Source organism: Caballeronia sp. LjRoot31 (assembly GCF_964253885.1).
In the GTDB taxonomy this organism is placed as follows: Bacteria; Pseudomonadota; Gammaproteobacteria; order Burkholderiales; family Burkholderiaceae; genus Caballeronia.
The window spans coordinates 251,233-271,387 of record NZ_CAXURX020000002.1 but is presented as its reverse complement, the minus strand read 5'-3'; the positions used below and the strand labels follow the sequence as shown (position 1 = coordinate 271,387).

The 20,155-nt window shown below is 56.2% G+C and carries 15 protein-coding genes and 1 other annotated feature; of the genes, 7 read left to right on the top strand and 8 right to left on the bottom strand.

Features of this window, described 5'->3' with window-relative positions; all coding sequences use genetic code 11:
* Window positions 1-99: 99 nt before the first annotated feature.
* Both ACSQ8V_RS19545 and ACSQ8V_RS19540 read right to left on the bottom strand, forming a co-directional pair.
* The gene (locus ACSQ8V_RS19545) at window positions 100-324 is read right to left on the bottom strand and encodes a BPSL0761 family protein (protein WP_436206824.1); all 225 of its coding nucleotides are present in this window, start codon (window positions 322-324) and stop codon (window positions 100-102) included.
* 534 nt (window positions 325-858) lie between these two features.
* Window positions 859-1,392: a DUF6471 domain-containing protein gene (locus ACSQ8V_RS19540; RefSeq protein ID WP_436206823.1), complete on the bottom strand. Its 534-nt coding sequence runs from the start codon at window positions 1,390-1,392 to the stop codon at window positions 859-861.
* 145 nt (window positions 1,393-1,537) lie between these two features.
* Here ACSQ8V_RS19540 and ACSQ8V_RS19535 point away from each other — a divergent pair, with 145 nt between their 5' ends.
* On the top strand, window positions 1,538-2,029 hold the full coding sequence (locus ACSQ8V_RS19535; RefSeq protein ID WP_436206822.1) for an HAD domain-containing protein: 492 nt from the start codon (window positions 1,538-1,540) through the stop codon (window positions 2,027-2,029).
* A 619-nt stretch (window positions 2,030-2,648) separates the two neighbouring features.
* Here ACSQ8V_RS19535 and ACSQ8V_RS19530 read toward each other — a convergent pair.
* Complete coding sequence (locus ACSQ8V_RS19530; protein ID WP_436206821.1) at window positions 2,649-2,888, bottom strand: DUF6471 domain-containing protein; 240 nt, start codon at window positions 2,886-2,888, stop codon at window positions 2,649-2,651.
* A gap of 429 nt (window positions 2,889-3,317) precedes the next feature.
* On the opposite strand from ACSQ8V_RS19530, the gene ACSQ8V_RS19525 reads away from it, so the two are divergent.
* The 4 genes from ACSQ8V_RS19525 to ACSQ8V_RS19510 all read left to right on the top strand — a co-directional run bounded on the left by ACSQ8V_RS19525 (window position 3,318) and on the right by ACSQ8V_RS19510 (window position 9,790).
* Window positions 3,318-4,535 (top strand): RNA-guided endonuclease InsQ/TnpB family protein, encoded by a 1,218-nt coding sequence (locus tag ACSQ8V_RS19525; RefSeq protein ID WP_436206820.1) that lies wholly within the window; start codon window positions 3,318-3,320, stop codon window positions 4,533-4,535.
* 140 nt (window positions 4,536-4,675) lie between these two features.
* The gene (locus ACSQ8V_RS19520) at window positions 4,676-7,438 is read left to right on the top strand and encodes a DDE-type integrase/transposase/recombinase (RefSeq protein ID WP_436206819.1); all 2,763 of its coding nucleotides are present in this window, start codon (window positions 4,676-4,678) and stop codon (window positions 7,436-7,438) included.
* 10 nt (window positions 7,439-7,448) lie between these two features.
* Window positions 7,449-8,468, top strand: a complete 1,020-nt coding sequence (locus ACSQ8V_RS19515; RefSeq protein ID WP_436206818.1) for an AAA family ATPase — start codon at window positions 7,449-7,451, stop codon at window positions 8,466-8,468.
* A 56-nt stretch (window positions 8,469-8,524) separates the two neighbouring features.
* Window positions 8,525-9,790, top strand: a complete 1,266-nt coding sequence (locus tag ACSQ8V_RS19510) for a TniQ family protein (RefSeq protein WP_436206817.1) — start codon at window positions 8,525-8,527, stop codon at window positions 9,788-9,790.
* A 322-nt stretch (window positions 9,791-10,112) separates the two neighbouring features.
* On the opposite strand, the gene ACSQ8V_RS19505 is transcribed toward ACSQ8V_RS19510, so the two are convergent.
* Entirely contained in the window at window positions 10,113-10,940 is an 828-nt protein-coding gene (locus ACSQ8V_RS19505) for a hypothetical protein (RefSeq protein ID WP_436206816.1), read from the bottom strand.
* 328 nt (window positions 10,941-11,268) lie between these two features.
* Between ACSQ8V_RS19505 and ACSQ8V_RS19500 the strand changes: the two genes are divergently transcribed.
* On the top strand, window positions 11,269-12,402 hold the full coding sequence (locus ACSQ8V_RS19500) for an IS701 family transposase (RefSeq protein ID WP_436205429.1): 1,134 nt from the start codon (window positions 11,269-11,271) through the stop codon (window positions 12,400-12,402).
* A 1,993-nt stretch (window positions 12,403-14,395) separates the two neighbouring features.
* A complete protein-coding gene (locus tag ACSQ8V_RS19495; protein ID WP_436206815.1) occupies window positions 14,396-15,439 on the top strand; it encodes a hypothetical protein in 1,044 nt (347 codons plus the stop codon).
* A 196-nt stretch (window positions 15,440-15,635) separates the two neighbouring features.
* Here the strand turns inward: ACSQ8V_RS19495 and ACSQ8V_RS19490 are convergent.
* The 4 genes from ACSQ8V_RS19490 to ACSQ8V_RS19475 form a co-directional block, all read right to left on the bottom strand.
* Window positions 15,636-16,867 (bottom strand): IS3 family transposase gene (locus tag ACSQ8V_RS19490; RefSeq protein ID WP_436206814.1). Its coding sequence is split into 2 segments (ribosomal slippage): window positions 15,636-16,579 and window positions 16,579-16,867, totalling 1,233 coding nucleotides; the frame shifts between segments, so codons are not numbered across the junction.
* Window positions 16,473-16,589: a sequence feature (AL1L pseudoknot), on the bottom strand. (Overlaps the previous gene by 117 nt.)
* 270 nt (window positions 16,868-17,137) lie before the next feature.
* Window positions 17,138-17,794 (bottom strand): hypothetical protein, encoded by a 657-nt coding sequence (locus ACSQ8V_RS19485; protein WP_436206813.1) that lies wholly within the window; start codon window positions 17,792-17,794, stop codon window positions 17,138-17,140.
* A gap of 356 nt (window positions 17,795-18,150) precedes the next feature.
* The gene (locus ACSQ8V_RS19480; RefSeq protein WP_436206812.1) at window positions 18,151-18,795 is read right to left on the bottom strand and encodes a hypothetical protein; all 645 of its coding nucleotides are present in this window, start codon (window positions 18,793-18,795) and stop codon (window positions 18,151-18,153) included.
* Between the two features lie 838 nt (window positions 18,796-19,633).
* A complete protein-coding gene (locus ACSQ8V_RS19475) occupies window positions 19,634-20,110 on the bottom strand; it encodes a hypothetical protein (RefSeq protein WP_436206811.1) in 477 nt (158 codons plus the stop codon).
* Window positions 20,111-20,155 lie beyond the last annotated feature (45 nt).

Here is a 20,155-nt window from a genome sequence, read left to right as displayed (position 1 = left end):
GAACGTCACGGCTGCGATCAAAACAAGCACGGTAGGATGACCCGCACTCCAAACATCCTTTCGCAACAGCGGGAGCGCCACCCGCCTGGCCGCCCTCGCTCACGAACGCTCCCTACGGCTTGCGATCTTCGCCGGATCCGCCCATAGGCTGGGCATCGCGACGGCCGACACGTCCATATCAGACTTACTCGGGTAATGTCGGAGCAGCGTCATGGCCAGCGTTCGAACAAGGTCCGCGCAATAAGGGCCGCGACCATCTGCAAGAGTTGCCAGCAGGTCGCGAGCACCCACTACAGCTCGCGTCCTTTCTTCAGCGGTTGTCATCTTCGCTCCAGGAATCGATCCCGCTTGTTACGTCGGTGCTCTGTTGTACGCCGTTCGCGCTGCACCATCGCTCCCAGACATACTGAGCGTCGTCAGCGGACCCGGCGGGGCCAACAAGCGTGTAGACGCGCCCGGACTGCGTCACACCTCGCAACGTTTCAGCGTCAAATTTGAGTACAGCGGAGCTAACTCGTCCTGTCCTATCACCGATGTCTAAGCCAACGAGATGACGGCTGTCCTGCGGGAGAATCTCGAAGATGCGCCATTCGAGCAGGCGGATGCAAGGCTCACTCGAGACTGGCGGAAGGGACCAAATTGGCATGATTGCCCTCGACGAGAGGGCCGGTATGGGTATTTACTCAGCTTCATACAGCCGGCTGCCCACCATACCGGACGGCGAATATCGAGGCGAGATGGTTGAAATTTGACTTAGTTTTCTCGGCCGACCACATGGGATTTCTCACGCGATCAACTATAGATCGCCGTACGCGGAATTCAAGAAAAATTTCCGCCGAACCAAGGACGTGCTAACCCTCACAACCTTCTGTTCAGAGCGACTTCGTTGACAGCGGCGATATCAAGATAGAGCCACAGCGCATCAAAGCGGCAGACGGTCGCGCACTGGAAATATAAGGCGGCGCTGAACGTGCCGTCCTCGATCTGACTCTCCAGCAATTCCGGTTCGACATGAACGCCAACCTCTTCAAGACGTCGGGACAACATGTCAATATTCAACCAGGGCTGAGCTGAAAGGTCAGCCTTGAAAGCTTCTCTCGCTCGCGCTTCCCAAGATCCTCCAACCTGTCGCGGATACAACCATGTTCCGGGAAGAGCAGAGCCCGCTGCGCTAAGGGTCTGAAGGAAAAAAGTGAACTTGAAGGTGCCGCGATGCACCTTTCCTTCGATCGAACGCGCGGATTCCTGAACACCGCTCTTAGAGAGAGTCCGCGATAGGTCAGCGTAGCTCACCCCTTTCTGAATCAACGCAGCTCGGAGCGCTCTTGAGGCGAGATTTGCCCAGGCTAAATCGACGGCTTGCGTTTCTTCACCTTGCATTTTCGCTGACATGTGCTTAACTTAGGCATGTGGAAACCCACGCGACCTCTCAAATACAAAGAAAAAGCCGTTCGAGAGGACCCTTTCCCTCGCCGCAAACCAACAATCCAGGCCTCCATCGCCTGCACGAAACGCGCGGCTCAGAGGAACGGCTGCCATGGACGCTATTCTTTACCTCGGAGTCGAAGGAGTGCTATTTCGCGTTCCCGCACGCGATCACTCGGATCAATGTCGTGCGCGCGTACTCCCTTCACCGGAACCGTTGCCGCTGCTCGAACCACTGTCCGCGATTGTCGCGCACGAAACGAAGCTTCGGATCGTGCTCAATAGTTGGCTGGTGATCGACTATGGGTTTCGGCGACTCCTTCGCATGTTACCCGGTTGTATAGCACAAAAAACGATTGGCGCAACAATCGGCGGGAATCGGCTGCACAGCCATCCGATTGCATACCGCGAAAGAGCCGAATTGCTACGCGAGGACGTAGAGAGACGCAAGCCAACTCAACTGACCATCGTAGATGCCTCAAGAAGTGCAATCCCTACCGAGCTACTACACCGATCCATCTGGGTGAACGAGTCGGACATTCAGTGTCCAGCCAAATTCTCCGCGATTTTGAGTCGTTTCGTTAATCCGCAAAACCAAGATTAGATCGCAGTGCTATGTTTTGTCGTGGGTTCGCCCACGTTCGAACTCAAAGCTCACACTTCAGACCCTTCGAAACGTCGGCTAATTGTGTGTGCGTTACGTAAAGCAGCTCTGTGCAAGGCGCTGAGTGGAAGGCACTTTGCTCGTCTCCAAGCAATCTTCAGTTGGAGTCACCGAATGAAAGCGTCGAAAAGAGCACCTCGAGAAGAATGGGCCGAAAAGGCCTGGTTCGTCTCGGAATTCTGGATGCTCAGATCTCGTCTCAGCCGACGCGATTTTGATGTCGACACGCTGAAAAAGGTCGTATCCACGGTTCGACGTACTCCGACCTTCAAAGCGTACCTCAAGGCGGCGAAACGCGAATCGCAAAGACGGGAGCAAAAGCCTTACACGCATGCCGCTGCATTGCTCTGCGAGCCGCCGTCCAGGCGAGCTCCATTCATACACTCCATTTCCGCCGCCTGTTGGCGCAGTGGCAGCGCGAAACACTGCCTTACACTGAGCGGGAATAGACGCTACACGGGCGGAGGCTGCCATGTCGGAAAAGCAAACGCAAATTAACTGCAAAGTTGCACCGACGGCGATAGATTCAAACGCGGGGCCCACTCCCCAAGGACGGGAGCTAATCGTCCATCGCCTCAAGACATGCAAGCATGAAGGCCGCGGAGAACCGCTTGCGGTTGATCTTACGGTTGAGCTGACCTGCAGACTCAACAATTCCGAGCCGCTCGAGCCGGAGCGCCAGCCCCTTATAGCTCAGCTTACGCGTCGTCATCGTGGACACGATGAGTTCTCTTGCCCTCTCCTCCCACTGCTCGAAGACCTCCTCCGCTTGAGGAGCTGTATCCGGTCGTTTGCTCATTGCTTATGTTCTAGCTCGTGTTGCACCTCACGCCCGCTACCTGTACTTGCGTCAGGCGACATTCAATCATATACGCAACTCATTCCTCATGGACACCGCGTTCCTCTCCACGTTCTCATTCGGGCCGGTGTCCCGCGAGACGCCATGATGAGAAAAGCCCACCTTGCCAAGCTCTTTGAACGACTCGGGCCCAGATACCTTGTATGGATAGTTTATCAGCGGGTGCTCGTGACGGTCCTCGTCGTCGACCTCGACGAGGACCGCCTCAAATCCGCGCACACGCTCACGAAGACCCCACGCATATGGTCCACGATCTCTTTCGTGAAGACGCCGCGCTTTCACGTTGACGTGAAAATCAAATGCATCGTAAATCGCGACCTCTTTCGCATAAGTCGCTTTGATGCCGCGTGGACCGAGCTATACGGTCTCATGAGACGCCTCCAAGCCTTCAAATTCGAACTCATGCCCACCGGTGAGCAAGCGCGCAAGATGCGCCGCTTTGCCGGCGCGTGCCGGTTTGTCTATAACAAGGCGTTGACGCTGCGGCAGGAACGCCATGCGGCCGGCGAGAAAAAGCTCGGCTATGCTGGTCTGTGCAAGCTGCTCACCGGATGGCGCCACGGCGCCCAAACGCCCTGGCTTGCCGAAGCGCCCGTGCATCCATCGCAGCAGACGCTAAAGGACCTCGAGCGCGCCTATACGAATTTCTTCGAAAAACGGGCAGGATTTCCGCGTTTCAAGCGCAAGGGCAGCGGCGATAGTTTCCGGTTCCCTGACCCGAAAGAGGTCAAGCTCGAGCAGGGCAACAGCCGTCTGTTTCTGCCGAAGCTCGGCTACGTCCGCTACCGCAACAGTCGGCCCGTGCTCGGCGAGTTGCGCAGCGTCACAGCTAGTCAGTCCGGCGGGAAATGGTTCGCCAGCATCCAGACGCAGCGCGAAGTCGAGGTACCATTGCCAACGGCCACAAGCGCGATCGGTGTAGACGTCGGAATCGCACGCTTCGCCACGCTGAGCGATGACTCGCACATCGCCGCGCTCAACAGTTTCAAAAAGCACGAGAAGCGTCTCGCCGGGTACCAGCGGCGCATGGCGCGCAAGAAGAAATTCAGCCGTAACTGGAAGAAGGCCAAGGCCCGCGTCCAGAAGATTCACACCGACATCGCGAACTCCCGCAAAGACTCCCTGCACAAAGCTTCTGCAACGATTAGCAAAAACCACGCGCTCGTATGTATCGAAGACCTGCAGGTGCTCAACATGAGCAAGTCGACGAGGGGCACCATTGAGACGGCGGGCAAGAACGTCCGGGCGAAGGCAGGGCTCAATAAGTCTATTCTCGACCAGGGCTGGGGCGAATTTCGCCGCCAACTTGAGTACAAGACGGACTGGTCCGGCGGCATGCTGCTCGCGGTACCGGCGAGCAATACGAGCCGCATGTGCCCGTGCTGTGCAAACGTGGCGAAGGACAACCGGAAGACTCAAGCCCGGTTCGCGTGCGTGTCGTGCGGATATGAGAATCACGCCGACGTCGTCGGTGCAACCAATATTTTAGAGCGCGGACAGCGCTCGTTAGCCTGTGCAGATTCTTCGCCTGAGATAAGGGCGTCGTGGCAGGAACCCGCCGAAGCGACTACGTGGAGCATCACGTAGCGCAGTAGGAATTCTCCTCCTTCCTGGCGTTCGGCCGGAGCGCGTCAGCGAGAGGGGGAGGAGGAAGTCAACGACTCGGCACCCCGCCTGCCAGCCAGAAGGTCATTGCGAACGCGAGAGTGCACGCGCCCGTTAGTGACGTGAAATCGAAAGGCGGCAATGTCATCACCATCGGTTTCCCGCGACACGCCATGCTGACCAGAGCCCAACTTGCCGAGCTCTTCGACCGACTGGGTACTCCGCCGGCGGGTCAGAAGCTCATCCTCGCCGCACGTATGCAAGCGCCAGTTCGCAAGGTGACATCGCGGGGCGGCAACGTCATTACCGTTCTGGCGAGTCAGAAGATGGCGCGCGACATCCGGACTGAAAGCCGACACATCGAATTCGCTGTCGCCGTGACCAAAGAGCACGCGAAAGACGTGCTGGAGTACTACGCGCAGCCGTGTGAACTGAAGCTCAATCTGATTGACGAAGCAACTGGCGAAATCCGGAAGATCCAACACTTCCCGGATTATCTCACCATTCAAAACGATGGCTTCACGCTCGAGGAATGGAAGTCCGAAGCGAAGCTGTTGCGCCTGGCGGAGAAGTATCCGTATCGCTATGTCCGTGCCAACGACGGGCAATGGTACTCACCCCAGATTGAGAAGCAACTTGCTGAGCTAGGCCTGCGGTACCGAATCCTCAGCGAGGATTGCATTCCACGTCGACGCGTGGAGAACCTACTGGACCTTGCCGACTATTTCCTGCCGGGCGCAGAACCGCTTCCTCCGGACAGCGTCGGCCGATTGAACGCTGCTTTATCTGAACACGGCGCCCTGTCATTCTTCGAATTGCTCGGAGCGCCATACAAGTTCTCCGCCGACTTCCTCAACCAAGCTATCGCTGACAATCGCATTGTGACTGCCCTCGATCGAGAGACCCTCGCAGACAAGCGATCGTTCTTCCTCTACCGCGACATAGCGCTACGCGACCTGCTCATTGCGGACAGAAGCTTCGGACAGATGCCCGAAGCTGAACTCTTTTCGCTTGAAATCGCCGAGGGCTCCCGGTTCCTGTTCGAAGGCCAGGAGCTGACGATGGTCATAGTTGGAGAAGAGTCAATCGTATGCAGTAGGCAGGATGGCACGAACATCCAGCTTACCCGTGAATGGATTGAACTTGCGCACGAAAGGAATCAGGTCACAGCCGTACAAAAGGACGTGAAGACCTCAGGCAAGGATGTTAGCTGTTACTCGCAGGAGGAGTTGGCGACCGCCCTTCGGAGACAAGCGCTCATCGACTCCATGAATTCCGAGGGGAAAGTATCGCCGCGGACACTGAGACGTTGGGCGGCTCGGGCACTTGTTGCTCTTGCCAATGGGGATAACGCTACTCTCGCGCTAGTACCATTGAACACTTCGAAAGGCAATCGGACGCCGAGGCTGACCGAGACACAGATCCGTCTTATGGACGAGGTCATCGATATCGAGTGGCGCGACAGCAAAGCAATCAATTACAGGACGTGCTTCCGGAAAATGGAGGACGCGTTCAATGGCATAAACGAGAAGCCGCCGTCATATCCGACCTTGATTGCACGGATCAAGGCGCACCAAACGAACCGCGACGTACGAACCCGACACGGAAAGCGCGCAGCGTACCAGGAAGATGTATTCATTGATGTCTTGTATTACGACAGTCCTGTGCACGGAAGCCGTCCGTTTCAATATGTTCACATTGACCATACTGAGGTCGACATTGAGCTTATTTCGAGTCGTACAGGCAAGCCGTTGGGCCGTCCCTGGCTCACATTGGCGGTTGATGCCTGGTCGAGGCGAATAGTTGCCTTCTATCTTACGTTCGATACACCCTCGTATCACGCGGTCATGATGGTCGTCCGGGATATGGTGCGTCGGTTTAATCGGCTTCCCGAGTTCGTCGTAGTCGACAATGGTCGTGACTTCATGTCATTGGCGTTCGAAACCTTCCTTCGGGTGATGGGTACGCATCTGCGCTTCCGCCCAGCGGGCAAGCCAAGGCATGGTGCAGTGCTCGAGCGTATGTTCGGTCGTTTGAACACCGAGTACATTCACAACCTCGCGGGCAACACGAAGGCTACAAAGAATGTGCGCATGGTGAGCGGATCACATCTACCAAAGAATCTGGCCGAGTGGACGCTGCGCAGCCTCTATCAAGGACTCCAGCACTGGGCATTCGAGTATTACGACCAGGAGACGCATCCCGCACTGGACGAATCCCCGCGAGATGCATTTCGGCGTGGCGTGCGAGAGAACGGGAGGCGCCCTCAGCGGCACATCGTGTTTAATCGGGATTTTTTGATCGCCACCTGTCCGCCCGTCGACCGCTCCGGCGTCCGAACAGTCAACTCTCAGCGCGGCGTGAAATACGACCATCGATATTACGCGAACAAGGCTTTCAAGGCATCAAACGTTGCAGGTCGGTCGCTGCATGTTAGATACGACCCTTGGGACGGGTCATCCGTCTATGTCCGGCTGAAGAATGAATGGGTTCAAGCTATCTGTGGAAGCCTTCAAGGTATCGGTCAACTAACTGAAGTTGAGAAACGTGCGCTGACCGCTGAATACAAAAACCATTTTAAAGTGCCTGGTGACGACGAGCAACATGCGCAGCGCCTCCGAGAGTTCATGCAGGCGTTCACGCCAAAAGGAGCACTCGCACTAGAGTTGGAGCGGCAATCGGAGAATAAAGGCCTGTACAACGCGTTGCAGATGGCAAGCATTGAGCCCATCGCTGTGCCTGATCGTTCTAGCCGGGCAAGTCGCGCATCCGGTGCGTGCGTTCCGGCACCCCAGCACGATACCTCTGATGACGCCCCACTGCCTCATGACCTTGAAGCCGATAGTGCTGCGCTTTCAGACCTCGACGACTTCGAGGACCTTTAGGAGAGTCACAATGAACGGCAAAAATCACAACGCGAAGTCACAAGCCATTTCACAGATTGAAGTCTTGGCTGCGAAGCGGATCAAACACACTCGTGTGAGCGAGGTAATGACCGAACTCGACACTCTTATCTATCCCGGCAGCCAGGACAGCATCCTGCTGGTCTGTGGTCCCAGCGGCGCCGGTAAATCGACGCTCGCCCGACACATGGTCAACACTGCTCTCAGCAAAGCGAACGATCAACTGGAGGCAAAGCGTGGAATCATTCCCGCGATCTATACAGAGGCACCCTCGTCCGGGGAAAGCGCCTTCTCATGGCGACTTTTCTATCAGCGTATTCTCGCGCAGATTGATGAAGATGCCGAATCACCCAAGCTGCTGTACGGAATTGACCCGGAAACCGGCCGAATGAACCGAGCTCGCGCCATTAACCGGGGGACCACCCTCGCGGCTCTGCGCACTGCAGTCGAACGCGGCCTTCGCGCGCGTCAGGTGCAATTCCTCGTTATCGACGAAGCGGCACACATCATTCGACAGGCTCGTGGCCGCAACAGACTTGAAATCCAACTCGACACCTTGAAGTCGCTCGCGAATCTAAGCGGCACGCAAATGGTGTTGATCGGATCCTATGACCTGTATCAACTCGTTTCGCTTTCCGGGCAACTTGCACGTCGCACACACGTAGTGCATTTTGAACGCTACCGTCAAGACCGGCCCGAAGACGTTCAGGCGTTCGCTCGTTGCGTCTCTGGCTTTGAGAAAACGCTTCCCGAACTATGGGGCGGACAGCTCACGAGACATTTGAATGCTCTCCATGAAAACACCTTGGGTTGCATAGGCACGCTCAGCGGTGTGCTCAAACGCGCAGCACGGCTCGCGACCATCAAGAACGCGTGGACGACAAGCGCGCTAGAGCGCGCACTTCTGACCGAAGCCCAGCGCAACCGGATTCTGGAGGAGATCATTGATGGCGAGGCGGGAATCGGCCCGAACTTGGTGCATTCCGTAGGCCAGTTCAAGTTGGCTAGTTAAGGAGGGATGGCAGGATGAACGAGGTTATATACTCTCCTCGCTCTACGCTCTACTCGTTGCCGCCCATCGGCGTGGGAACCGAAAGCGTAGAGAGCCTGCCCAGCTACTTGTGTCGGCTGGCCGTCGTGCATTGCGTCTCAACAACGGACTTGCTGCACAGGATTTCAGAGACTTGCGGCTGGGCGGCTCCGGCGAAGAACTTCTGGAAGGACACGAATCTCAGCGGCATGGGCGATGTTGCTGAACGATATTCGTCCGCGATGTCGAAGATGACAAGCGTTGAGCGTCTGCATTTGTTGACTCTCCGGCCATGGCGAAATGTGATCGCGCCCAATAGTCAGGTGCCCGCGAATGCTCGATGGTGTGCCGCATGTTTCAAAGATGATCTGGTTGAAGAAGAAACTCCGTACTTCCGGTTAGCGTGGGACGTCGGTGATGTCGACGTTTGCTCAAGCCATTTCACCCGACTCATAGACGAGTGCCCAGAATGCGGCCGACCGAATGCAAGAAACAACGCTACCTGCGTTGTTCCGGGTTGGTGTTGCTATTGCGGAGCGTTTCTCGGTGGCTACCGACAGGTGCCTTGGTCAGCGAGTCCTGCCGAGGCATGGAAGGCTGCGCAGGTCGGACAACTGTTGGTTGCGCAAGCGTCGTTGAGTTCGGCGCCTGATCGCTCCACCATGATGGCGGGTGTACGGAAGCTAGTCGAACAACTTGACGGCGGAAAGAGCGCGCTTTTTGCTCGGCGTATCGGCTTGAACAAGACAACCGCGCATTACTGGTTCAAGCAGGGAGGCGTCCCTACAATGGCCGCTCACCTGCGGATCGCGTCGCAGACAGGCGTGCCGCTCGATGCGTTGTTGCTAGGAGCTACCCATGGCACGGTTGCGACCGAACGGGGGTTTCCGTCGTTAAGAGAGCTTGCCCCGGACTACACGAAACGCGCATCGCCGCGCCAGCATGACATCGCTAACATCGCGGCGCAAATGAACGACTTTGCTCAAGCCGCGGTCTCAATTGGCGTCAGGGAAGCAGCGCGGCGACTGAAGCTACATCCGCGAGAGCTCTACCGTCTCGAAAGCGAGAAAGCGCGCGTCATCGGGGCGAAGTGGGCAGAGCTTCAACGCGCCCATCGCGAGGAACACCAACTCGAAGCGGTCCGAGCGATCGAAGCGGCTGTCGAGGAAATTTTCTCGAGAGGGAAAACACCCAACCTTCGCGAGGTGCAGCAGCTAGTTCCACGCGAGATTCTTGGCGGTGTTCGTGGGGTAATCGCGATGATCCAAGATGCGAGCGCGAAGACTACACCGTCTCGAGACTGAGAAGGCGTACATCATCGCCGAGAAGTGGCGAGAGTTTGCATCCATCCTCCGGCCTCAAAGCTGTAGGGTTCCTGATGCAAACCTAGCCTGTGCTCTTTGGCGAGTTTTTGACTCTATGGGCGACGGGAACTCGCAGCAAAAATCCGTGCCTTTCTTAGAATGAGCCGGTTAAAAAATTGCCCGACTGGCTCTCGCGCGTCGGGCGTGGATTTGACCGGATCGCCGTCGCATTTAATGCGCGGCTGCCCTTTCCACATGAGCACTGGCAGCCTGGACAGTACGCGGGCGCGGACGTATGCATCACAGTTGCCCGCGGCGGGTTTTACGCTGGAATGGGCGACTGTTTCAGAAACGGCGCAAATCGCTCCGTGAGAATCACGTTCGCCAGTACCTGCTGCAATGGTACTCCCAGCACATCGGTCGTTGCCCTCGTCTGTAGAACACCGCTTCCGACGTAGGATACGATGTCATGCAATCTTTGCGCCGTCGGGACCGGGTCAGGCCCATGGCGGTGCGCCTCATTCCGCAACGTGCCCGGAGGCATGTCGAACACACCGAAGACCAGGTCAATTCGCTCGCCTTCATGAGTCTCGAGCATGACTGGGACGCGTTTGACCTTCTTCCATTTATCGATTGCAGCCCATACCTCCGGGTCGGCCATTTCGGTTACCCAGTAAATCTGCAACCCGCCAATCTGTGCACGGATTGTCATCAGAAGGCTGTCTTGGCGGGGGATGTGCCCAAAGCCGAAATTAGCCCGGCCATTGCACTTCGACAACAGATGCGCATCCGTCGGTGCAAGCGGACACGCCAGTACCGGAGTGTCGATGGGCATTCCGATGGTTTGTTTCGGGCGTACGTCGAGGGACCGCAGCTCTACGAGGCCACCGATTCCGACTGGCAAGTGGGCGATATTGAGAGAGATGTGAGCTTCCATTTTCAGTTCTTCCGATGAGAGTTTTGCCGCAGCAATTGCAGCGGCTCCAATGCGTGGTTGTCCTTGTGACGGACGACAACACCCTGAAGCAAATGCTTCAGACTCGGCCAGACGTGACGATCCACACCACGTCGGCACCAAGATCAAAGGTGGGCAGTGCGATTGCCGCATCTGCCACAGCATCGGGACAAACTCGTCCTCGGAAATCTCCACATTTCACTCACCTCATCAGCGAGAAAAATGGAGATGGAAAGCTTTTGCAATTATAAAGATATCCTCCAATCGTTTCAATACACCGCGCAAATTTCTTCATGTCACGTTTGAAAAATTGAAACTTGTGCTTCATTGCTAATTCACGTGCTATACGCGTTTCGCCAACGTGAGCCCGCGGCGATAGTTACCTCCTATGCCGCGTACAAACGGTATTTCGGAACTCACTGCCGCTTTGCACAGAGACTGACGGACAATTCGATCTCGCTAGTACTACAGCCGTAGATTTTTTTACTATAATTCATTAGTACTACTATGTGAGTATAAACCGATGCGAGCAATTGCGAAATCGTGGGAACGTGAACTGTACGCATTGCATGAACGTCTCGAACACCTGTTCAGACGCCCTGAACCCCGGCAGCGCTCACTGGCGTATATGAAGGGGCTGCTGGGCACAGTCGAGCGCAAGAACGGCTGGCAACTTGCCGAATGGATTGGCGAGGCAACACCGGACGGCGTGCAGCACCTGCTCGAGCGGGCACAGTGGGACGCCGACGCCGCGCGCGATGTACTGCGCCAATACGTGGGTGAACGACTCGGCGAGCGTGATGCAGTGCTGATCGTGGACGAAACTGGTTTCGTCAAGAAAGGTGAGCACTCGGCCGGCGTGCAACGCCAATACAGCGGCACGGCGGGCCGAATCGAGAATTGCCAGGTCGGCGTATTCCTCTGCTATGCCGGTCATGGCGGCAGTGCATTCATCGACCGCGAGCTGTATGTGCCGCGGGCATGGACCGATGACCCAGCTCGCTGCAAAGCAGCCGGCGTCCCGCCGACGTTGGAGTTTGCAACGAAGCCACAGCTCGCGCGCAGCATGCTTGAGCGTGCGCTGGATGCCGGCCTGCCATGCGGCTGGGTCACAGGTGATGAGGTTTATGGTGGTGACCGTGACCTGCGATTGTGGCTGGAGTCACGCGGGCAGGCCTTCGTGCTGGCAGTCGCAAAGAATGAGCCGCTATGGTGGCAAGGGCCGAAGTACGTTCGCGCAGACAAGATAGCCGAAGCGTTGCCGTCAACGGCATGGGAGCGCCTATCGGCTGGCGTGGGCGCCAAAGGCGAACGTCTGTACGATTGGGCAATGACGCCACTGTGGAGGCTGCAGATCACCGCCGAGGAATATAGCTTCGGACACTACCTGCTGGTACGGCGCAGTCTGGATGAAAAGCGCGAGCATGCCTACTATGTCGTCTACGCTCCATGCAGTAAAGCTTCACTGCAGATTCTGGTGAATGTCGCAGGACGCAGATGGGAAATCGAAACTGGCTTCGAGGCGACCAAGGGGGAGTGCGGCCTGGATCAGTATGAGGTGCGTCTATGGCGCGGGTGGTACCGCCATATCACCCTGGCACTTCTGGCGCACGCAGTACTTGTCACCCTTCGGATCGAGGGTAAAAAAAACTCCTGAAGGCATGATGCCTCTCAGCCCGCAGGAAATTCGTCGACTGTTATGCCGCCTGTTATGGCGCGCCGTCCATCCGATCAATCATGTGATTGCATGGTCAATTTGGCGACGTACTCACCAGTGGCGCGCACAACAGTCCCATTACCGACGCCGTGGTTTTACCCCGCCTGTCAGTTAGTATCTACGGCTGTAGTACTAGGAAGCGAGCCAGAAGCGACCTAGGCACTGCACTCATTGCAACCAGGCGAAAACTTCAGCGCCACCAGTGGACTCTAATAGTCTTCAAGTGTGCGCTCTCGCTCTGGTGTGCAGCGCAACAGCGATCACAACGATAGGGGCGACGGCCTTGGATGGGCGCCAGGCCCGCGCTTTCGCTCAACGCCCGAGTTCGCAAATGAGATAGGTGCTGGCAAGAGTCACAAAGCCGCAGAGCCCCCTACACTCCTTCCCTGGCTGCCAGCCGCGCAGCGGCCGCCGAATCACACAAACACCAAGGTCGAAGCATATGCTTACGTAAACATATGCTCTTGAAGATCAAGCATATCCCTTGATAAGGATGTGTTCATTTTGAGAAATGGTTTGGATATGCTCACAAAAGAAGATCCTAGTCAGGATCTCTTTACTAAGGAATAGAAGGCAATGCCGGGGCCCCTGCCAAACTACGCAGGTACCCCTTCCACCGTCATTAGATTGACAGCTCCGATAGACGTTTCGAGTTGCGGCTCTCTCTTCGACACCGCTTGGACTTTTTCAACTCTACCCCGTGGTAGTCCTATCTCCCCAGCGCGCCACCGGTCACGCCCGTCCACGCTGGAGGTCACCACCGATGCTCTTCAGTCGGAAGAGGCGGTCCTATCGTCGGGCGGCTCGGTGCTCGGCCGACGCGTGACTATTAATGTATATCACTTGAATGCTGATAGAGCAACGCGAAATTCAGACTGAATTCCGCTCTCGATTTGCGGGCGCCGAAAAACGTCACTATTTAGTAATTCATTTTCAAAAATGCAATCATGACTTTATTTAATTCAATACCAATTCCCAAGTTGATCGAGCAACTCAACCGGCCTTTTCGCAACAATGATGCGGTGCATGGGCACGGCGGCCGGTAGCATCAGGTCGGGCCGTGGCAATGGTGCGCTTCACAACCGAGCGCGTTTCACAGTAGCTGCCGCCGCGAAGATGGGCAAGTCGCTCGATTCGAGGCCATGCGGGATGCTCGTCGGCGGGCATCGGTCGTTGTCTTGATCGTGGTGGTCGCTTGCGCAAGGCGAAGAGGTCACATCTCGATACACCTCGTAGTCGGTGAACTCGAAGTCGCCCGCGTGGCCAGCGCGGCGAGGAAGTCGGATGCGAAGGATTCGCCGCCGTGGAACGCTACGGTCCGCAGTATTCGGCGACCTCTCCAGACCGGACGCTGTGCGACGCGCCGCTCACGCGCGATGACGAAGCCGATTGGCGTTGCTCAAAGCGGCCCGCTCTCGCATCCTTCGCGCCCTTCATCATTTCGCCTGCAAGGAACTTCTCCTGAAAGCGAGTTCCGTCGCGTCGACTCCAGCGCGGCGCGGGTGACACCCTGTTTAGCTGGTCGGTAAGCGGGGCGAAGTCGCAAAGAACGTTGGCAAGTGGAACATTTGCGATGCCGATGGCAACGACATGAGCCACTATGCCACCATATACGGGAGTTTCACGCTTGGCGGACGTTTTAGACGCGCCTTCGCTTAAGATGCGTGATTACCGTTGCAGTGACAACGCTTATCGACAGTGGACCCCCGCCAAAAAACCGCCCTCCCAAATGGAACGTCGAAGATCTCGAGAGCATTTCACCCGCGTTCTTTCCCGCATCTGCGGCCGGTTGGACACCCAAAACGTGGCAACAATCAAGTGGACGGACCGATTCTTTAAGGAAGTCCACTTTAGCACCGTGTCCGTTCGCACTTTGTGGGTAGTGGGCTCCTACGCAAGGGGCGCGCTTGAGTGTGGAGACCTTGATCTCGTCTTGGACGTGACCGTCAAGTCGGGTCAGCGACACTCTGATACGCCGCCTGCGAGCGCGATTAACCGTACCTTCCTCAGTAGTCCACCAGATGTACGCGTCTATGCCGGTACGCCCACGGAGAATAGTTCTAAGGTTGAGTTTGACGAAGCGCGCTTGATTTGGTCGGCGGAACAACCAGACTGGCGTTCCGCAATCGCGTCTATTCGCCCCGATCCGAATGCAACCCGGTTTGCAAGACCCGCTGATGCGATTCCCTTTCGTAGGGAGCAGTTATACGCATTCAGCGACACCATCTCCGAGCTGTTGGAACTCGAGCAGTCGCGTGTTCTGAAATGGCAGTTCGTCACGTTCGCCGAGATTCATCTTCCGGCCACACGAAGCGATGATGAGCGAAAGTTCGTCCGACTGACCGATTCGCTTTGCGGGAAGGAGACGCAGCGACTCATTCCGCATCTACTCGAGGCATTCAGACAGCGCCCAACGTGGCCCGAAGGTACGTGGCGGCGTTCTTGGCGTGAAAGGACTGAGTTTCGCTGCGGCGGATGCGACGTCTTCGTTGGCAGACCCCATATCCCCATTGCTCGCTTGAATGACCTCGCGACGACAGAGATCGCGCTCTCGCCGCACCTGACGAAGCGAGGGCCAAACGGAGTTTGGATCATTGGCCGCGGTGTAGAGCATGAATTAGCGAAACGAGCGAGCGAGATCACGTTGTTCTGCCACGTCGACTCAGACGGCCAACCCGTCGAAATTCAGTACGTTGATGCGGGGGGTTACGAAGCCACCTCGTTCGACTTGTTCTCGAGCGAATCCGATGCAGAACAGCAAGCTCGAGAAGACGAGCAAGAGTTCGAGATGATAGTTGGCGTGCGCTCGCTTTCAGGCGAGGATCTTCTGGCGCTCCTGGCTCGCGCCGACGTCATCTACTGCGATGACACAGAAGTCCCGCTCACCGACGCAGGTCAGCGTTTCCTTGAAGTTGCGGCGCCTGTTCCGAACGCGATGAGTGTGCTTGATGCGCTCCAGGCAACGATTCGCCGTTGATCGAAATTGATGGCAAAGCTCGCACTCTCAGGGCGAGGATGGATAGACCGGACTCCGCAGGCGGCCTCCTAAAGCGGGGAAGGGGTGAGAGACCCGACGGTCGAGGCCCGCGTTGTCAGGCCATAGGCGTTGCCGGTGACGGATGCGAATCGGGAAGCTGTATGAACCGCCCCGGGAATCGTGGAGGCTGGTTGGTTTAAGTTAATGCGGGTTCGGCGACCGGTGTTTCAAGTTGCCGATAGTAGTTTTCCTCAGCTTCAGCCGGTGGGATGTAGCCGAGGGGTTCCATCAATCGATGATGATTGAACCAGGCCACCCATTCCAGCGTTGCCAACTCGACGGACTCCCGTGTTTTCCAGGTGCGGCGATGAATCAGTTCAGCCTTGTACAAGCCGTTGATTGTCTCGGCCAGTGCGTTGTCGTAGCTGTCGCCACGGCTACCAACCGAGGGCTCTATACCCGCTTCGGCCAATCGCTCGCTATAGCTAATGCTAACGTATTGCGAGCCTCTGTCGGAGTGATGTATCAACGTTCCATCGCCGCCAGGCCGCCGCGCATAGAGTGCCTGTTCAAGTGCATCCAGAACGAAGTCTGTAGTCATCGACGAACTGACGCGCCAACCGACGATCCGTCGGGCGAACACGTCGATCACGAAGGCCACGTAGAGCCAGCCCTGCCACGTCGAGACATAGGTGAAATCAGAAACCCAGAGCTCGTTTGGCCGGTCAGCCCTGAACTGCCGGTTGACCCGATCCAGCGGACGGGCAGCCGCCGCATCGGCAATGGTCGTGCGAGCACGTTTGCCTCGCATCACGCCACGCAAACCCAGTTGCTTCATCAGCCGTTCGACAGTGCAGCGAGCCACCGCGATACGCTCCCGGTTCATCTGCTTCCAGACTTTATCCGCTCCGTAGACACGCATGTTGGCTTGCCAGACACGCTGGATCTCGGGTCGAAGGCGTTCATCGCGTATAGCACGAGCGCAGCGGCGCGACGGATCGCGAAGCTGCGCAGCATGGCGCCGGTAGCCCGACGGGGCAATCCGCAAGACCTTGCAGATCGGCTCGACCCCGAAGGTGTCGCGATGCTGATCGATGAAGGCCTTCAGGACTTCAGGCGGCGGTCGAGCTCCGCCTGGGCGAAAAACGCGCTCGCCAGTTTCAGAATCTCGTTGGCGCGGCGCAATTCCTTGACCTCGCGCTCCAGTGCCTTGAGACGTTCGCGTTCCGACGTGCTCACGCCCTCGCGCTCGCCGCTATCGACTTCATCTCGTTTGACCCACCCCAGCAAAGTCTGGCTCGTGCAGCCGATCTTGGGGGCGATGGATTCGATCGCTGCCCACTGTGACGGATACTCACCCCGATGCTCTTGCACCATGCGCACTGCACGTTCCCGGACTTCAGCAGAAAACCTGTTCGACTTGTTCATGGCTCCATTCTCTCAAGAGTTGGAGCCTCCACCAAATCCGGGGCGGTTCAGTATCCAGTCGTACGCTACGACGTTGGAAAGAGCGTCAAGAATTCGCTGGCGTCAATGGCGCGAACGACGTTCTCGCGCTGATACCGAATACGGCTCACATGCAGATAAGGATTGCTCAAGCAAAAAAGAGCTATTCGCCAACACGATCGCAAGCGCACCGCGACAAAAAAGACGCGGCTAAAGCAGCCGCGTCTATCAGTACAAATCCGATATGACCACTCAGCCGAGAATGACGTCCCACTGACCAGCTCGTACGGTGACGAGTTTCTTCACCAGCATCCCTTCTTTAGCCACACCTTCGTATTGCTGCGTCAGGAGTGCGCTCGCAAAGACATGCTGCAACGGAACACCAGGAATGTCTGTACTTGCTTGCGCTTGAATGAATCCGGTAACAAGGCTCGCCATGTCGTGCCACTCGTAAGCAGTCGCCTCCCGCCGCGGACCGGTTCTGTATTTCTCCGCAGTAAGTGGCTCATTCCTGAAATCTATCCCGGCGAACACGGAATTCCACCCGCTATCATGCTTGACATTCAGGCCGAAGAAAATGCGCTTATATTTTCGCCACATGTCGAAAGCAGCCCATAGTTCTGGGTCGGTCATCTCGGCAATCCAGTAGAGCTGCGTACTTTCGAGTTGAAGACGCATTGTCATCAGCATTCGGTCGGCGAGTTGAATCTGACCTAGACCGAAATTGACCTGTTTAGCATTCTTGGGTAGACGTTGCCCTTCGTTTGCCGTCAGCGGGAAAGTCAGGAACGGCATGTCCTCGGGAAATCCGGCGGCCATATCGGGGCGGCAGCCTAGCGACTGAAGTTCCTCGAGTCGACCGAGAGCGACGGGATGCTTATTGGAAGCGAATGAGTTGTTGCCTTTCATATAAATTCTCCACTACGTATATGTTAATTTCCGGTGGTCTTTTGACCGGGATGCAGAGATCGCGAATGCAGATCGGCCGCAGCCTGAACTTGCATCCGACAAACCTGCATCTCTGTATAGGTCGAGACTTTCCGAATGACAGCTCGACGCAATTCGCACAAGTTAGCACTTCGCATCGAGCCGCCGAGCGCATATGAATCCACGTGAGTCATAACCTTGCCAAGGAGAAGCCCTGGAGCAAGGGAGGCGTATCCTGGAAGACAAGCACGCAGTTCTATACGCGAAGTCACTGCGCGGTACCCTTGAACCGCGCATCGTCATCCCGGATCGCCTATGTTTCACATAAAGCGTAGTGGTCAGGACGAGGGAAAGCTCGCATTCGGCTTTGCGCCATGCGACCGCCCTTTTATGAATGGTTCTACTCGCTTCGTTGCGAGCAGATTGACTAGCATCCGCTCCAGAGGGAAATCAGGTAAGACACTTACCGCTACGTGTTGCAGCAGCCCGCTGTCAGCGATTGTTGTCATTATTTTCCAGACATAATCCGCTGGTGCGTTTTTTTTGAATCCGTGTAGGTCTTCAAATTCGAGGCGTTCCCTTGATATTTCCGCAACGCAAAGCGTGCAATCTCGCTTTTTACTCTGATTGAAGTCGAGCAGAACGGGTAGCCTCCCAGCCTCCTTCCACTTGTCGTATGCTGCCCTAACCTCCGGGTCTGTAAAGTCTGCCAGCCAGTAGATTTGCACGTCGTTTAACTGGAGCAGCATGGTCATCACCGGCAAATCATTTGCGGGAAGGCATGCGATGTTCATTTCGTACCTGATAGCGCCGGTCGGAAGGAAATTCGCACCGTCAGTTGCGATTGGACAGCGCAGCACGGGAAAGTCCGCCGGCAGACCATCAGCCCATTCCGATGTATCGAATTCCGAAAGTTGCTGGAGGTTGGTAATGTCCCCGACAGCGAAGGATTGGGCGGCATTGAGAGAGTTGAGAGCTTCCATTACTTCTATTCCTTGATTTCGACTGAGAGCCGCGCTATGGCACAAATGCCATAGTCCCGGTGCTTCTCCGCCCCATAGGACAGAGGATCAACTGAAGCCAATTTGCTTCAGGGCCACCGACGCGACGAGACACGCCACATCGGCACCAAGATCAAAAGGAAGTAGAACCATTGCGGCCACTACTTCAGCACCGGAAAACTCTTGTCTCCGGAATTCTGCACCCTGCTCACTTGTGATGAGCAACTACAGAAAGGAAAGCTATGAGGGCATTATAACGGATTACAGTGTTTTGCTCAATAGATGGTTTTTACACTCGAGGCTTTCTACGTCGTTATGCAAATAATGCCTGATGCAAACGGACGGCACAATAGCCTACTGCTGGACGTATTGTGTTGCCCAGACAGAGACGATAAATGAGTCAACTTAATTGCGCGCCTCCGTCCACGAAATCCGTTAGCGCGGCCAGGTAGGTCGCCAGGATCGGTGCAAATCAACATCTTCGTAGATCTTGCAGTAGACATCATCATGGTCAGCAGGCTGGCAGCCAAGTCGACCGGGTCACGTGCGCTCTCGAGTCAGTTACTCTGCGCGAGTACCTTAACGAGGAAAATGCGCGACCACTGGCCGCGCATCGAGAAACCGAATGACTTTCCTCTCCAGGAAATTTACCGCTGAAAGACTATCTTCATAGGCGCCGGCATTTCAACCATTTTGTCGGCAGCGACGCACGGCTTGAAACGGTCTGTGAGTAAAACATTTACAAAGACCCGACGCAACGGCATGCCTTCAATGTCCGTATCTGCTTGGCGCTGCAGTTTTCCACTACTAGCCAAGGCCGTCATATCGTCCCATAAGCTTCGGGTTGAAGGGGCCGGCAAATTTCGGAACTGTTCGTTCTGGTATTTGCCTTGTGGCACCCCTGCCTTGGCAAATAGCGATACCCCTGCTCCTCGGTCTGACCTCGAACATCGAACTGAATCAGGGCGTGCTTAGCCTTCCTCCACTTCTCCAGCACGGCCCAGACTTCCGGGTCGGTAATATCTGTGAGCCAGAAAATCTGCACATCGTTAATTTGCACGCGAATACTCTGAAGCAGACCCTGCTGTGTGTGAATCCTCCCGAATCCGAAATTGGCTTGACCTTCTTTCATGCTGAAGCATTCCGCATCATGAGCCGCGACCGGACACGTCAGGACTGGAGTATCGTAGGGCAGACCGATGGACTGTTTCGGTCTATATCCCAGAGAATCAAGTTGCTCCAGGCGGCCGAGCGCGACGAGGTTGGAATTCAAATCGATTACTTCAAATCCGTTCATTGCTTTACCTAACATGTTTGATTAGCCTCTGGCGCGAGCTTCGCG

Bases quoted from the DNA above. Each gene is read 5' to 3' on its own strand.
- ACSQ8V_RS19545 (WP_436206824.1), bottom strand. From the start codon at position 324: ATGACAACCGCTGAAGAAAGGACGCGAGCTGTAGTGGGTGCTCGCGAC.
- ACSQ8V_RS19540 (WP_436206823.1), bottom strand. From the start codon at position 1,392: ATGTCAGCGAAAATGCAAGGTGAAGAAACGCAAGCCGTCGATTTAGCC.
- ACSQ8V_RS19535 (WP_436206822.1), top strand. From the start codon at position 1,538: ATGGACGCTATTCTTTACCTCGGAGTCGAAGGAGTGCTATTTCGCGTT.
- ACSQ8V_RS19530 (WP_436206821.1), bottom strand. From the start codon at position 2,888: ATGAGCAAACGACCGGATACAGCTCCTCAAGCGGAGGAGGTCTTCGAG.
- ACSQ8V_RS19525 (WP_436206820.1), top strand. From the start codon at position 3,318: ATGAGACGCCTCCAAGCCTTCAAATTCGAACTCATGCCCACCGGTGAG.
- ACSQ8V_RS19515 (WP_436206818.1), top strand. From the start codon at position 7,449: ATGAACGGCAAAAATCACAACGCGAAGTCACAAGCCATTTCACAGATT.
- ACSQ8V_RS19500 (WP_436205429.1), top strand. From the start codon at position 11,269: ATGCGAGCAATTGCGAAATCGTGGGAACGTGAACTGTACGCATTGCAT.
- ACSQ8V_RS19485 (WP_436206813.1), bottom strand. From the start codon at position 17,794: ATGAAAGGCAACAACTCATTCGCTTCCAATAAGCATCCCGTCGCTCTC.
- ACSQ8V_RS19480 (WP_436206812.1), bottom strand. From the start codon at position 18,795: ATGGAAGCTCTCAACTCTCTCAATGCCGCCCAATCCTTCGCTGTCGGG.
- ACSQ8V_RS19475 (WP_436206811.1), bottom strand. From the start codon at position 20,110: ATGAACGGATTTGAAGTAATCGATTTGAATTCCAACCTCGTCGCGCTC.